Source organism: Vibrio sp. 10N.286.55.E10 (assembly GCF_002872555.1).
GTDB lineage: Bacteria > Pseudomonadota > Gammaproteobacteria > Enterobacterales > Vibrionaceae > Vibrio > Vibrio crassostreae.
The window spans coordinates 80296-95564 of the sequence record NZ_MCSD01000001.1 but is presented as its reverse complement, the minus strand read 5'-3'; the positions used below and the strand labels follow the sequence as shown (position 1 = coordinate 95564).

Sequence of the window (15269 nt, the reverse complement as noted above, 5' to 3'; positions counted from 1 at the left end):
ATTGGCGGGTGTTTCACTCGTTTCTACAATGCTTGTTGCTTGTGGTGGTGCAGACTCAGCTCCCAAGCTTAGCCAGTCACAAACTCAGCCAAAATCCTCGAATATTTCAGGTATAGCGTTAGATGGTTATTTGCACAAAGCCAAGGTCTGTTTAGACAAAAATGGCAATGCGATGTGTGATTCTGCCGATGGAGACATTGCGACAACGGACGCCAAAGGACAATTCCAACTTGATGTCGACGATGATGTGGCTCAATACAAAGTGTTGGTTGAAGCCGTAGCAGGCATAACCGTAGATATGGATACCCCCAACCAAGCAATTGAGTCTGGGTTTACCTTAGAAGTACCAAGTAACAACTCGGACGTCGTAAGCCCAGTTACCTCACTGATTGCCAGTGTGTCAAAGTCCAGCGGTATCAGTTTCGATGATGCAACTGAGCTTGTTGCTAACGACCTAGGGATCGACAAAAGCCTAGCATTGGGTGATTACTCTGCTTCAAATTCGGTAAAAGGCCGTGAAGTGCACATGTTTGCGCGCGGTGTGACTCGCGTACTGCAAGAAGCCCAAAAAGCTTCAGTAGACGCAGGTGTCGACCAAGTTAACGCCCGTAAAGGTGCAATATACAAGCTCGCTGATCTTGATTTGGTCGAGTTCAAAGCCAAAACGGATCGACTTTCACACGGTGCGTCTGGGACAGACAGTGCTCTGCAGCAACTCGGCAAGGAGTACCGAGAGCAGCTCAAAGTCTCGCAAGAAGATATCGACGGTAGTGAAATCGTGGTTAAGCCACCAGCGCCAAAACACGGTAAAGTCAATGATGCATCAGATACTTTCAACTGGCAGTTTGTGCGTGGATTCAACCAAAACACAGATTACGAATATTCCTTAGATTCCGGTAGCACCTGGTCGACTGTCATTCGCAAACCGATTGTGGTTGGAAAACAGGCATTCGATAAAGGCTCTATTCAGGTTCGAGTCGCAGCCTCTAGTGCACGGAATACTCCAGCAGGTAAACCGCTTCTTTCAAGCAAAGCATTTACGCTAACGACAGTTCCGGCAGCACCCGCTTGGGTCACAGTGGACAACGCGAGCAATGAATTTGATTGGGCGCTGGTCGATTCTTTTAATGAATTATCTCTCTACGAGTACTCTCTAGATAACGGTGCTAACTGGGTAAAAGCAACTGAAAAACCTCAACGCATTCAAGACTTAGACATTCCAGTTGGACATCTAAAAGTACGTGTCGCGAAGGATGACTCCCTAGGTCATCCGACCGGCTTAAGTGCTATTTCAGACAAACCAATGACAGTAACCCCAGCGCAACCAGTCAAACCTGCGCTGGACTTTGCAAACGACAGCACCAATCAGATCAACTGGCTTTGGGTCTCTGGATATGATGCGCCATCTTTCTACGAGATTAATCTAGGTAACGGTTGGAATACTGTCACTGAACTTCCATATGTGGTTGGCAACGTTTCACTTGCCGCTAACAGCATCTCTATCCGTGTAAAATCAAATTTGAAAGATGCTCGCCCTGCAGGCAATTCACTAGTGATTGGTACGGCTTTCACTCGCTCAGAAAACCAGCCTGTTGCGCCAACCCTGCCGATTATTGATGATGCTGAAAACACGTTTGCGTGGACAGAAGTTACAAAGTTTGCAGGCAATGACTTCTACGAATACTCACTAGACAGAGGTCTTACATTTAGCCCGGTAACTAGCAACCCACAAGCAGTCCCAGATGAGACGTTTGCTAAGGGGCAAGTCTGTGTGAGAGTGAAAGCAGGAACAGATCCTCAACATGATCCTGGTGAAACGCTGTGCTCAGATAAGCCATATTCGGTAACACCTGACAAGCCATCGGCACCAACATCTCCAATCACTCACGATGGGTTAGACACATTTGATTGGACATTCGTAACAGGCTTCTCAGAAGCTGCGAATTACGAGATCAATGTACTCAACACTGGTTGGGCAACAGTTACTCAGAAACCTTATCAGTTAAGCGATCAAGCTTACGCTATTAACTCAATTCAAGTGCGAGTCAAACGAGATCCAATTACCGGTCGTCCTAGTGGATCAGAGCTGACAAATGATGCTGCGTTTACCGTTCGTCCATCAGCACCCAATGTTCCAACGGGCCTAGTGGTTAACGATACGGACAACACGCTAGATTGGACATACTTTGGCGAATTCACACAACCAGAGCATTTCGAAGTCACGCTCGACTCAGGTTCTACTTGGACTAAAGTCACCGCAAAACCGGTTGTGATCGGTAATATCGACAAGAATATCGGTGAGGTTCAAATACGCGTCGCTCAAAACCCGACGAATGGCATGCCTCATGGCGTAGCAGCATTACCCACACAAGCCTTCACCAAAGTGTTTGAGATTCCAGCACCAACCTCGCCTGAGATTACCAACACTTTCACTGGCTCAAACCCAATCAAGACCAATGGTTTTGAGTGGGACTACTTAACGGCCAACGTTGATGGTCAATCTGTTCGCTTTGATGAAGCCGAATACTATGAGTTCACCAACGACAAAGGCTTGACTTGGCACCCTGCTGTTTCAAACCCGCAGTTCATTGGTCCTGAAGCGTATGACAAGGCTAGTGTTGGCATCCGACTAAAAGCACATGCGAAAGAAGGTGTAGAAAATTCAACCAGCGACACGCTTTGGGCAACAGCAGCAAGCAGCCGCTTTGTCGGCCTAAAATTCGTACCAATGAAAACTCGTTCTCAAGCTGCTGACTTTGGTTATGGTGGCTCATGGAATACGTACTCGCTCAATTGTATTGCTGAATACGATGATAAAGGGCAAGGGGAACCGACGTTTTGGGCGGAACGATTCTCTGCAGACATCAATACTGTATTCGATAAAGTCGCACAACTGGATGATTGTGGTATTGCGGGTTGGACACTTCCAGACACCAGTGAAGTAATCACGTTGTCGCAGAGAGATCCTGCAACACTGCCATCAAATCTAAGAAGTGGTTACTTGGTATCAAATCAGTCAGTGAATGTATTAGCGGATAAAAATGGCGTCGCTGTCACTATCAGCAAAGGCCAAGAATCTGTTGAGCAATATTATTCAAAATACGCATACGCTAAATGGCAATTGCCATCAGGTACAGAGTTACTCACTGGTGTAGATAGCGCGACGACTGAAATAACCGCCTTTCTGAGTACACAAGATACGAAAATTAACGCTACGGAGCTTTATCTAGAAACCTGGTTAACCGCCAACCAGTCTAAGAGCAAAGGTTATGCTGCATTAGAAACGGAAGCTCAAGCTAAAATAGTAGAACTGCAGGCTTTAACCCAACCATGGTCAGATGATCTTAAGAATACGAAGCTAAAGCTGAAAGCTCTTGAATTTCAGGCCTCTGTTGCTCAAAGCCGAACTGATGCTGAGAGCCTTGAATTCATTAACAAAGTCAAAGCGTATAAGGAACAAGTCGCTAAATTAGAGCAAAACACCGTTGCACTGAGCGCATTAGTCTCTGGTTCTGAATTTGCTCAAAAATTGACGTTCATGCAGCAAAAATCCGTAACTCTATCCAGCTCAACCAACGCACTAAGCTCTGCATCACTGGCTAAGGATATTCACCAGGCAAGTTTAGACCTGTACAAGGCTATCTCAGATCTAGAGCATCAATATAGCATGGTTAATTCGTTCGTAAGCGAGCTGAATACATCAACACAAACGCTAGGCTCAGAGTTTGCCACCCTAACTACATTGTTCCAGAAGTTTGTCAGTGAGATGAATACGACGGCCAAAACCCACAACTTAGTACAATCAAAAGTGCTAGCAAAAGATGGACTGAAACTGGCGAAAGACAATGGCTTTAGCGTTTCTCAAGCTGACGCAATGGTAAGCAGCCGCTTCGCTAAATTGGACGAGTTAGGCAACTACCTACCAAAAAGCACCACCTACCAACAAGGCTGGCGTTGTGTTGAAGACACTAACATCACAGGCAAACGCCGAGTTTGGACACTGCTCAAAGACGGTCGACCAAATGGTGCTGACGATCTTGCTTATGACGCTTCGGCATCTGGTGTAGCGAGTGTATTAGGCAGTAACGGCCTGCTGGAAAGCACTAATAATGCGAACTTATGTGGCTTCAATGATTGGCAAGTACCAGCGCTGTCTCAGCTACTTTCACTACAAACTAAAGCAATCTCTAGCTCAAACTCGACCATAACAATCGATACCGATGCATTCCCTCATCACCGAGGGCTGGATCCTGAGTATGACAAATCTAGCTATTACGGTGGCGTGATTTTTTACTACTGGTCGAATCAAGCAAAGGACACCAAACAATACATCACAAACTACAGCTCTGAACGCAGCTACCAAGATGTCCGTCGTTCGGAAGTCGGTGGTACTGAAGATGCCGTCATCTTAGGGCGTCTGGTTAGAGAGAAGGTAAACACATACCAGTACCTAGATATGCAAGGGAACGTCGTTGTCGATCGCCAAAATGCAATTTGCGCGCAAGACGCTGACAGTAAGCGCGTTTGGCAACTGTTTACCAACGGAGACAACAGTCGTTTCAAGAAGTACGTAGAGGTAACACCTTTAATTTCAACACGAAATACACAAAAGGTGTGTGGTAAAGCAAACTGGAGCTACCCATCAAAAGCAGAACTGTACGGGCTGCTACCTATCAATTCCGATGTCTTTAAATTTAATAACGTGACGAGTGGTGGCTACTCGAACCGTGGTTCTTATATCACCAGTGATGCCGCTCCTTATGGTCGTGTCGTCGGGTTGAATATGACAACCATGGATGAAAGAGACGTGGGTACTGAAAGTTACGACGGCCGCTACCTATACCGACTCGTTGCCAAATAGGCACTCCAAATCTCTTATTAATTACTACAACAGCCTCTGCTGAGGCTGTTTTCATCTAGGAAACAAGAAATGTTGAACAAGAAAAAGCAACGCGGTGCAGCCGCAATCGAATACGCCATTCTCGCAGCAGCAATGGCAGTCGTACTACTCAATTTTGTTGGCGGTGAGAACGGTGAGCTAACAAAAGCAATCAGTGACGCCTACGGTACTGTAGTCCACAAACTAAAAGACGCACAACAAGCCTCAGAGTAAGCCCGTTTATTGCAAATTAAAGGAATAGTTATGACTGCCAAGCGACTCATGTTGCTGTCGTTATTTTGCTCGGTGCTCGGAATATCCGTTTTACTGTTGAGCCAAACCAATAGCGAGTCTGCGACCACCTCTTCTAAACAAGCCGTTAAGCAAACGGTCAAAGTGCTGGTTCCAACTCGCACGATAGAGATAGGTCAAGCCTATACACCAAACTCGTTCCGATGGAAAGAAGTTCCACAGCAAGAGTTGGAGAACTACATCGACCATGTGACACCGGAAGATATTTCTGCTGATCACTCTATGTCGGGGCTTGCACGTACCAAGCTCGTCAAAGACTCGATATTGTCGAAAGCGGATATTACCGAGCCAGAAGGCGGCTACTCGCTTTCATTAAAGCTACAACCAGGTTATCGCGCTATCTCAGTGCCTGTTGATCAGGTGACATCAAATTCGGGCTTTATTGAGCCGGGCGACCGCGTAGATATTCTCCTGCTCGGTTCACAAGATGGTGAGCTGCTTCGTTATGGCAATTCATCGCAGGGTTTGTATGTCACAACGATTGCTCATGATGTGAGAGTCTTGGCATTTAATGACAAACAAACGGCTGAGTCTTATCAAAAGGCCCGCGAATCTAATCATTATGAAAACGGTATCCCTGACGACAGCAGTGTCTCTTTAGAGGTAACCCCCGAGCAAGCAAACCAAGTTGTTTTGGCTAAACAATTAGGCAAGTTAACGCTCGTCTTACGCGGGCAAAACGAAGACCCAAATCAAACTCAGAATGCCAATTCAGCGACGCTGAAAGCCATCTCGCCAGACACTACTCAGGTATTGCCTGACGTCGGTTTGGTGGAGTTTAGAGCCGACAACAAAACGATCAACAATAAAACCGGAGCTGATAACAATGGCTAGTACCTGTCGTTGGTGGGGGATTCTCCTACTATCAAGCCTGTGCCTCTCTTTTACATCAACAGCATCTGCACTTGATGTGACAATCAATGAGGCAAAAATGATTCGCTTACCAGAAAAAGCGAAGTCAATTTTCATATCTAGCACCCATATTGCTGATTACCAAACCTTAACCAACACCAAGGTGATGGTATTTGGTAAGCGAGCTGGCAGTGCCACTATCACCGTTTTGAACGAGCAAGAACGCGTCATCTATACCAATAAGATTCGCGTGACTCACAACAGTCGCGAATTCAATGAATTGGTCAAAAACAAGTTCCCAGAAGCGTCCGTAAACGCGGAATCTCTGGGTGGAAAGTTATGGCTAAAAGGGCAAGTGCCTTCACCTATGATGGCGCATAATATCGTGTCCTTAGCGAAAGGCTACCTGTCTCCTATTATTGACCAAACCCAGCAACAAGAAAGCTCAAACACTCAAAACAATGCAGGTACTAGCAATACGACGACTAAAGATCAGCCAATGCAATCCAATGAAGATGAGCTGATTAATCAATTGGTTGTCACTATGCCAAACCAGGTCAACATTCGAGTGAAAATCGCTGAAGTCTCGAGAAATGTTTCTAACAAATTGGGGATCAAGTGGGGCTCTATCGCAGGTGGTGTTGGACAGTTTTCATTCTCTAAACTGCCGAATGTCAGCAGCTGGGGTAAACCAAGCATTACCGCACTGATTGATGCATTAGCGACAAATGGCATGATGTCTGTACTGGCTGAGCCTAACTTGACGGCGATGTCCGGCGAAGACGCTGAGTTTCTGGTGGGTGGTCAAGTCCCATTACCATTGATTACGGCTGATACCACTCAAATCGAGTACAAAGACTTCGGGGTAAAACTGAACTTTACACCAACGGTGCTCAGCCAAAATCGTATCAGTTTAAAGGTGAACCCAGAGGTCAGTAACGTCTCCATCGAAAACCAACAAGTGGTAAACGGGACTAACTTCCCCTCTTTTACTACCCGTAGTGCCGCTACCACCATCGAATTAGCCAGTGGACAGAGCTTTGCCTTGGGCGGCTTATTGAAGTCAGAAGACATTGAACAACTGCAAAAAGTGCCGCTTATCGGTGAAGTACCTGTACTAGGAAGCCTGTTCCGTTCAACTGAATTCACTCGCCGAGAAACAGAGTTGATCATCATTGTCACGGCTTACCTAGTACAGCCAACTCGTTCAGATTCGATGCAGCTACCAACCGACGGTCTCATTCCACTAAGCGATGTAGAACGTCTTCTGGCATGGCCAAGAATTCAACGAAAAAGAACACACGACCAAGACACATACACCGACAACCACAAGCCTCGCTTGCTGGGTGACAACGGGTTCTATTACTGAGGACATCATGAATAAATTATCCTTATTGCTCCCTGCCCTATTTGTGTTTGCGGGATGCGCACCTACGCCAACCACTCAGCAACCATCAGTCGATGTGATTTCTGTGACTAACAAGTTCTCTCTGACACTTGCAGGAAAAACGCTGTCGGCTCAGGAAAAAGCGGATATTTCTGACTTTATCTCTCGTCGAGGCAGCGCGAGTAGCTTGATGGTCAAAATCGAAAAAACGACTCAGAAAGGTGAACGTCAACTAGAGAAAGTAAGGCTTCATCTTATCGAATCAGGCCTCTATCCATCACAAATTTGGGTATCAGACGAATCAACAGAAGGTAAAGGCGACATCACTATTTTAGTCGAGTCTTACCGAGCTAAAGTCACAGCCTGTGACGCGGGTAAAACGCCAAGAACCACGCTCAACGCATACCGCACTCAGCGCAATTTTGGGTGTGCAAATGCCAACGCGCTTGCACAAATGGTAGCCAACCCTAAAGACCTGATCGTCGGTCAGCCGATTAATGGTGCTCAAGGGCAGAAAGCTGTCTCTAGTATCGATAACTACTTTGCTCCACCAGCCCAAAACCAACAGACAAATAATGGTTCTTCGACGACCACGCAAGGAGGTGCGCTATGAATCAAGTACACCAGTTAACGGTACTGATCGCAGCGTCTGAGCAACTCGATACCCTAGCGCTTACGCACACACTGAATGACTTTGGTATCCACAACATCACAGTCTCTTCAAATCAAGAAGACGACGTAGTGCGACACGTGCTGAAGCATGGTATTAAGACAGTATTTCTCGATGTGTTGAATTGTGAGCTGGCTGAGTCGAAACAAGCAGTACAGCGCTTAATTAAGCGTACAGGTTGTCAAGTTATCGCTATTGGCCACTCAGATGAAATTTTCATCTACCGTGGCATGCTGGCATCAGGCGCGAGTGATTACCTAGTGCCTCCTGTGACTCCACAAGATCTGGAACACGTTTCTTTCGCGGCTTTACAAAACAACAGCGAAAAACGAAATGAAAAAGTCATCTCGGTTGTCAGTGCGAAAGGCGGTTCAGGCAGCAGTACCATTACTGCAACTCTTGCTCAACAACTCGCAGAGCTCGATAAGAAAGTGGCTTGTCTAGACCTAGACTTTTCAATGGGCGATTTGGATCTGCTACTCAATGTTGAAGGGAACTCAGCATTGATCGAGCTTTTACAATACCCAGAGAGACTAGACCCGTTAGTATTCGAACGTAGTGGGATCAGCGTATCTGTAAAGCACACTCTCTTTACTGGCTATCTACCTTTAGATGCCACACCATTCTGGCCACAAAAGAGTGCATTGGACCAATTTACTAAGTTTTGCCTACAAAACTCAGACTACCTATTAGTGGATATCCCAACTTACTCTTTGCGTGATCAAGTTGGCTTTGACGCACTGAAAAGTGCCGATATCCGAGTGATTGTCGTTGAGCCTACACTCGGCTCTATCCGCAATGCCGGCCAGATCATCAAACGACTTCAGAATCAAACCAACTCCCAAACGCTTGTTGTGCTCAATCACACCAAGTCTGATTCAGGCTCAATGATTTCAGTTAACGATGTGAAAAAGTCGTTAGGTGTACCGGTAGACGTTCTCATTCCATTCTCCCCGAACCACTTTTTAAGCAAGTCATCACTTGGTCAACCTGCCCACAAAGGCAACAGAAAAGTGAAAGTGGCGTTCAACGCTTTAGTTGAATTAATCACAGGTGAATCGCAGCAAAGCAGCCGCCGTTTTTGGAAGCGAGGTGCATAATGTTTGGTCAAAAAGCAAACACGGTTGATCCTATTGAAGTCAGCCAAGCTCGATTACGTGAAACGTTAACATCCGCTCCCTCGCTACGTGATCATTATCATGTGATTCATGAAGAGATCATCAAGGCAATCGATCCATCGGCTGTTGTGAGTTTAAGTGCGTCCGATCTTGAAGCTAGAATTTCAGAGATGGTATCGGAAATTGTAATCTCTAAACAGTTACCACTCGGTCATCAGGATGTGACTCATTCTGTAGAGCAGCTCCTACATGAATTTTTAGGTTTGGGGCCACTCCAACCTCTTATTGAAGACCAAACAGTCACTGACATCATGGTCAATGGTTACCGTGAAATTTATGTCGAGCGTTCAGGAAAACTGCAAAAAACCACGGTCCAATTTCGTAATGAAGAGCAGCTTCTCAACTTAGCGCGACGTATCGTGAGCAAAGTAGGTCGACGAATCGATGAATCGAATCCATTAGTTGATGCAAGGCTAGACGACGGCAGCCGTGTCAATGTCATGATCCCACCGCTCGCACTTGATGGAACCTACATCTCTATCCGTAAGTTCAATGAAAAGAAGCTGACACTGAGCCAATTGGCACAGTTTGGTGCGATGTCGAATTCGATGATTAAGCTTATTGATATTATCGTTCGCTCTCGTCTCAACGTTCTTGTTGCGGGTGGTACCGGTGCAGGTAAAACCACCCTGCTTAATGCAATGTCTTTCAGCATCTCACCTCAAGAGCGCATCATCACCATTGAAGACACAGCAGAACTGCGCCTGCAACAACCCCATGTGGTACGTGCAGAAACTCGCCCAGCCAATGCAGAAGGTTTAACGCCGATTACTCAAAGAGAGTTAGTGAGAAATTCGCTACGTATGCGACCAGATCGCATCATTTTAGGCGAAGTTCGTGGCGATGAAGCCTTTGAAATGATGCAAGCGATGAACACAGGCCACGATGGTTCGCTGTGTACACTTCACGCCAACTCTGCAACGGACGCACTGGTGCGAATGGAGAACATGCTAATGATGAGCCAGGCGACACTGCCTCTATTTTCACTGCGTCGCCAAATCGCAAACACCATTGATGTGGTTATCCAAGTAGAACGAATGCGCGATGGTAAGCGACGCATTGTTTCAATAACCGAAGTGCAAGGGTTAGAGGGCGAGCAATACGTCACTCAGGAACTGTTCGCCTTTAAAACGTTATCGGAAGACCAGCAAGGCAACCTAATTGGTGAATATAAGAGTGCCAAGTGCGTACCAAGCTTCAACGAAAAAGCGAAATATCACCAGTTAGACGCTCAACTAAGGGTGGCAATGGAGCTTGAAGCCGGATGATTTTTGTTCTTACTATTTCTGCGCTGCTGGCTACGGTTTGGCTAATAAAGCTCAACTCAAAACAAGCCATTGTTAATAAGCGACTGTCCTTGGTATCTGGTTCATACAAAGCAAGCCCTGCAGACGTTTCTATCAAAAAGTCGAGCCACCAGCGCACCAACAAACTGCATGCGTTTTTCCTGCGAATAAATGCTTTGCTACCTGCTTGGGATAAGTATTTTATCGCCTCAATGGTTGTTGGTTTGCCAGTTGCTGGTTACCTGTTAGTGCCAGAGCTTCCAGTACACCTTCGATTACTTGCAGCGGTTGGGCTGTGGCTCATATGTACCTGCGCCATTGTGTTTTATCGCAGAAAGAGACAAGTAGAAGAGTTTGAAAAAGACATCATCAACGTCCTTGGATTAATTTCTAGAGCGGTATCAGCAGGGTTATCCATCCCACAAGCGATTGATCAAGTGGCACAAACGCAACCTGGTTTGCTAGGACGAGAGTTCTCTTACCTTCGCGATAATCTCGCGCTTGGCCTTAGTCTTCGTCAGAGTCTCGATGATACGTGCATTCGTCTTCCTTACAGCAGCTTTCGTTATTTCTCTGTTGCACTGATCCTTAACCAGTCGAATGGTGGTCAACTGCGCGACATTCTTCATAGCTTAAGCCGAACCATGCATGACAACCGAGCGATGAGAAAGAAGGTGAAGAGCCTAACCTCAGAGCCTCGCATCACAGCGTTATTTCTCTCTGTCTTACCCATTGGGTTGCTAGGTGGCATCTATTTAATTGAGCCCTACATGATTAAGCAGCTGTTTAACACTGAACTAGGTCAACGAGTGCTGACCTATGCATTGATTAGCATCAGCATCGGCACCTTAATTTTGAATGCTCTGACTCGTAATAAGAGGTTCTCATCATGATGTATTTTGCCATGCTGCTGTTGGGATTAGCTGTTCTTCTCACGCTGATCGCACATCTATCTTCGTTCAAACGAGACGTTGTGGCTGAGCGACTGAATCGCGTATCAAGCTATTCCTCAAAGTACAAAAACACGTCGAGTAAGTGGCACTTCCAAGGTGAGAAGTCTCGACGTCAAAAGCTCGTTCTGATTGGCTGGCTGAACCCTAATGCAGAGATCTACTTTTTAGGACTTAGGTTGCTCACCATGGCCGCAGGTACTGTTACTTGGTATGCCACTCGCATCCAAGTGCTAACGATGAATTCGGCGGCAGAGTGTATCGCTATCGGCATCGTGGTCGGCATCCTATTCGATCGTATTCTTGAATGGCGTGTGAACCAAGTTCGAATGCAGATCAGCCGAGTAATACCCGATGCCGTCGACCTAATGGTGGTGTGTGTTGCATCTGGCTTAACACTCGAAGCGGTATTTCGCTGTGTCGGTGAAGAGATGCGTTCTATCTCTCCAGCATTGTCACGCGAATGGCTACTCACAGCAACTGAGATATCGGTTCTTGATTCACCACAAACGGCACTCAACAACTTAGACAAACGCGTACAACTGTCTGACATCAACAACGTTGTCACTACCATGAACCAAGCGCTGCAATACGGTACGCCTATCGCTGACGCCCTCAAACTGATCGCTTCGGATAGCCGTCAATACCACTTCTTAGAACTGGAAGAATGGGTGGGGAAAATACCAGCCAAAATGTCATTCCCTTTGGTGGTTTTCATCATGCTACCTGTGGTGGGCATCATCGTTGTGCCAATCATGTTGTCTCTTACACAAACTCTGGGGGGCTTATGAGAACCATCCCGTTATTCTTTTTGTCGCTGATATTGTTCGGCTGTCAATCCACTAACCACGTTGAAAAAGATACCGCCGAAAACATGAAAGTGGCAGAAGTTGCGTTAATGAACGGTAAGCCAGAGAGCGCCATGGATCTCTACCGAAAAATGTTGGTATCGAAACCCAATGACCCGCAGTTACTGCTGTTGATGGGCTCTGCAGCCAATCAAGCCAGTCGTTATGACGAAGCACTGCATTACTTAAAGCGTGGTATCGAGCTTAATCAATCCAGTGCGATTTACCGTGAGCTAGGTCGTTCATGGTTAGCTTTAGGAGAGCTTGAACAAGCGACTTCAGCTCTTGAAGAGTCTGTTCAACTGGAGGCGTCCGATGACGTTGCTCAAAATAGCTTAGGAGTCAGTTACTCGCTCAATAAACAGTATTCCAAGGCAAGAGAGTGTTACTCAAATGCCCTTAGCTTAATGCCTTCAAGCAACGAATACCGAAACAACCTCGCTATGGCTTGGATACTCGATGGTAAACCAGATCAAGGGATTCGTATTCTGCACCCGATCTTTGTCAGAGGTGAAGCTAGCGTAAAACTCCAGCTTAACCTTGCGTTGGCTTACGCGCTTTCTGGCGACAGCGAGTCTGCAAAAGCGATCGCTCGTGAACACTTATCGCAACCGGAATACGCTAACAATAGCTTGTATTATCAAGCCCTAGCCGCTCACGCTGATCGAGGAGAACAATAATGCTCTCTCGTCAGAAAGGTGCGAATAGCGTTGAGTTTCTAATGATCACCCTACCGTTTCTATTGCTGATAATAGGGGTCTTTGAGATCTGCCGCCTGCTGCTAGTCAGCATCATCTTCGATGTCGCCGTTCATGCAGGAGCTCGAGAAGTCAAAATTCGACCAGTTGGTCCCATAGCAAACCAAGTTTTCATCGACACTATCGACAAGTTCCCACTGCTCGATCGCAGCAAGATCAAGTTGTCTCAACCTTTATACGTTGAAAACCTACCGGACTTAGTTAACAGGAAAGCGGCACCGATAAGCAAAGCAGTATTGGGGGAGTACACGGTGTCCTACGCATTCTCATTCGCTCTGCTGCCGAGCCTTTCGACCCAGTTTTTAGAACGTAGCGGGAAAATGACAACCTTGGAAAAAAAGGTATTGGTGAGCTATGACGGTTAATAAAACACACCCGAGAAAACAAGCGGGATCAGCTGCTGTTGAGTTTCCATTTGTCGTACTCGCGATGATGATCATTCTGTGGGGGTTCGTTGCTATCTACCGCTTATTCAGTATGCAGACTCAGTTAGACAATGTTACCTACAACCTAGTGAATGCGATTTCTTCAACTCAACTCAAACCTGAGCAAGGTAAGAATGGTTTACCCGAGACTCTTAAAGGTCCATTACTCGTGCTCGCTGAACGTTATCTGCCGAGTAGCATTGCTCGTGGCGATATTGGGCTTTTACTTGAAAGTCGTGTCTTTGATACTGCCGCTTCGACGTGGGAATACGAATATCTTTATGCGGGAAGCAACTGCCAAAGTGATCCACCTATTGAGGACCTTACGGACATGCTTGTTGTAGGCAACGGTGATCCTGCATTGAATGGAAAACCATCAACTTTGATTCAGCTGACCTTATGCGTAAAGACACCATTTGACTACGAACGGCTCGATCTTCCAAAAAGCCTAAAGAGCTCATCTGTAGTGATAGGTAAGCACTATGGTTAAGTCAATGTTTAGCAGCCTAGCCCGTCAGCAAAAAGGTTCGATCACCCTTTCTTTCTTGGCACTGCTGCTCCCTGCACTATTTATCGCCGTCGGCACTTTGATGATATCGGCGCAAGTGATGGTTTCTAATCGAGCCGCGCAAGCCGCTGATTCTGCCGCACTGGCTTGTGCTTTTGCTGATGAGGCGACTCCGAGAATGATGCGAGTATACCAAGATTACTATCACCCAACACTGAAAGGTGTGAGTGGATTAACGCCAGAAAACCAAGGCTGCCGAATTAGCCTAGGTTACTCCGTTACACCGCTACTACCGCATTTCAGCTATGAACGCTACGACCAAAATGTGACTGCAACAGGTGGTGGCTTTAAGGGGGGGGTTGAAAGCAAACACTCTGCGATTCCAACAGAGTTGGTATTGGTACTCGACGTATCTGGCTCCATGAGCTCAAACATACAGTCACTAAAATCTATTTTGTCGAATGCCTTGAATACAATTCAATCTCAGAGCAATAACGCTAACGATTTAGATTCAGTAAGCATTTCGATCGTTCCTTTTGACTCTGGGGTGGCAACACATCGCCCGCCCTGGTTATCCAAAGAAGCGGCCGGAATCTACTGTATCGATGGACTTAGCTATCGTAATGGCGATTTCTCTGCGGCGCTGACCGTAGATAACCTCGCGTCGCTGCATTCAGAGCGACCGGTGGAGTTTACACCGCCAAGTAAGTGGTTAAGCGACTGCAATCAAGACTCACCAATGTTGCCCTTGACCAACGTCTTTTCCCGCGTCCAAAACTCGATAAACAGCCTAAAAGCAAATGGCGGTACTCGCTCTTATCAAGGTTTGGTATGGGGAGTGAGGCAGCTTATCCCAAGTTGGCAACAAGCATGGGGAATAAACGTAAGCACGGTACCCGAAACCAGAAGAAAACTGGTGTTATTCACCGATGGCGCTGACGAAGGAGACGCGTTCAATCAACTGGTGAACGCTGGGTTCTGCACTACGGCTATCAAGCAATACGGCATTGAAATGAATTTCATCGGCTATGGCGTCAGCCCATCTCGAATTACTCAATTCGAGAACTGTGCAGGAAATCCTTTACGCGTATTCAGTGCCACCAATACGACACAACTTAACGAGTACTTCTCCGACATTTTGGCGGTTGAATACTCGGCAAGCATCCGACTCACTCGCTAATTCAAACAAAGCGCTTGATTCAAAAGCATCGAATTT

13 protein-coding genes are annotated in these 15269 nt (G+C 46.5%); all 13 read left to right on the top strand.

Translation table 11 applies throughout. The features are described from left to right. Positions 1–28: 28 nt before the first annotated feature. The 13 genes from BCV39_RS00375 to BCV39_RS00315 all read left to right on the top strand — a co-directional run bounded on the left by BCV39_RS00375 (position 29) and on the right by BCV39_RS00315 (position 15233). Positions 29–4861, top strand: coding sequence for a DUF1566 domain-containing protein (locus BCV39_RS00375; protein ID WP_102433286.1), 4833 nt, complete (start codon positions 29–31; stop codon positions 4859–4861). A 69-nt stretch (positions 4862–4930) separates the two neighbouring features. Continuing rightward, the gene (locus tag BCV39_RS00370) at positions 4931–5113 is read left to right on the top strand and encodes a Flp family type IVb pilin (protein WP_102433266.1); all 183 of its coding nucleotides are present in this window, start codon (positions 4931–4933) and stop codon (positions 5111–5113) included. Between the two features lie 30 nt (positions 5114–5143). After that, on the top strand, positions 5144–6025 hold the full coding sequence (cpaB, locus tag BCV39_RS00365; RefSeq protein WP_102433267.1) for a Flp pilus assembly protein CpaB: 882 nt from the start codon (positions 5144–5146) through the stop codon (positions 6023–6025). Continuing rightward, positions 6018–7412 carry a type II and III secretion system protein family protein gene (locus tag BCV39_RS00360; protein WP_102433268.1) on the top strand — a complete coding sequence of 465 codons (1395 nt, stop codon included), beginning with the start codon at positions 6018–6020 and terminating at the stop codon, positions 7410–7412. Before cpaB ends, BCV39_RS00360 begins: the two co-directional genes overlap by 8 nt. Positions 7413–7419: 7 nt before the next feature. Further along, on the top strand, positions 7420–8043 hold the full coding sequence (locus BCV39_RS00355) for a CpaD family pilus assembly lipoprotein (RefSeq protein WP_102433269.1): 624 nt from the start codon (positions 7420–7422) through the stop codon (positions 8041–8043). Then, on the top strand, positions 8040–9200 hold the full coding sequence (locus tag BCV39_RS00350) for a P-loop NTPase (protein ID WP_102433270.1): 1161 nt from the start codon (positions 8040–8042) through the stop codon (positions 9198–9200). The genes BCV39_RS00355 and BCV39_RS00350 overlap by 4 nt, the downstream gene beginning before the upstream one ends. Continuing rightward, entirely contained in the window at positions 9200–10546 is a 1347-nt protein-coding gene (locus BCV39_RS00345) for a CpaF family protein (RefSeq protein ID WP_102433271.1), read from the top strand. The genes BCV39_RS00350 and BCV39_RS00345 overlap by 1 nt, the downstream gene beginning before the upstream one ends. Further along, positions 10543–11457: a type II secretion system F family protein gene (locus BCV39_RS00340; RefSeq protein WP_102433272.1), complete on the top strand. Its 915-nt coding sequence runs from the start codon at positions 10543–10545 to the stop codon at positions 11455–11457. The genes BCV39_RS00345 and BCV39_RS00340 overlap by 4 nt, the downstream gene beginning before the upstream one ends. Continuing rightward, positions 11454–12305 (top strand): type II secretion system F family protein, encoded by an 852-nt coding sequence (locus BCV39_RS00335; RefSeq protein ID WP_102433273.1) that lies wholly within the window; start codon positions 11454–11456, stop codon positions 12303–12305. The genes BCV39_RS00340 and BCV39_RS00335 overlap by 4 nt, the downstream gene beginning before the upstream one ends. Then, the gene (locus BCV39_RS00330) at positions 12302–13042 is read left to right on the top strand and encodes a tetratricopeptide repeat protein (RefSeq protein WP_102433274.1); all 741 of its coding nucleotides are present in this window, start codon (positions 12302–12304) and stop codon (positions 13040–13042) included. Before BCV39_RS00335 ends, BCV39_RS00330 begins: the two co-directional genes overlap by 4 nt. Beyond that, entirely contained in the window at positions 13042–13485 is a 444-nt protein-coding gene (locus BCV39_RS00325) for a TadE family protein (RefSeq protein WP_102433275.1), read from the top strand. The genes BCV39_RS00330 and BCV39_RS00325 overlap by 1 nt, the downstream gene beginning before the upstream one ends. Next, positions 13475–14035, top strand: coding sequence for a tight adherence pilus pseudopilin TadF (gene tadF, locus BCV39_RS00320; protein ID WP_102433276.1), 561 nt, complete (start codon positions 13475–13477; stop codon positions 14033–14035). The genes BCV39_RS00325 and tadF overlap by 11 nt, the downstream gene beginning before the upstream one ends. Continuing rightward, positions 14028–15233 (top strand): vWA domain-containing protein, encoded by a 1206-nt coding sequence (locus BCV39_RS00315; protein WP_102433277.1) that lies wholly within the window; start codon positions 14028–14030, stop codon positions 15231–15233. The genes tadF and BCV39_RS00315 overlap by 8 nt, the downstream gene beginning before the upstream one ends. The last annotated feature ends 36 nt before the right edge of the window (positions 15234–15269 follow it).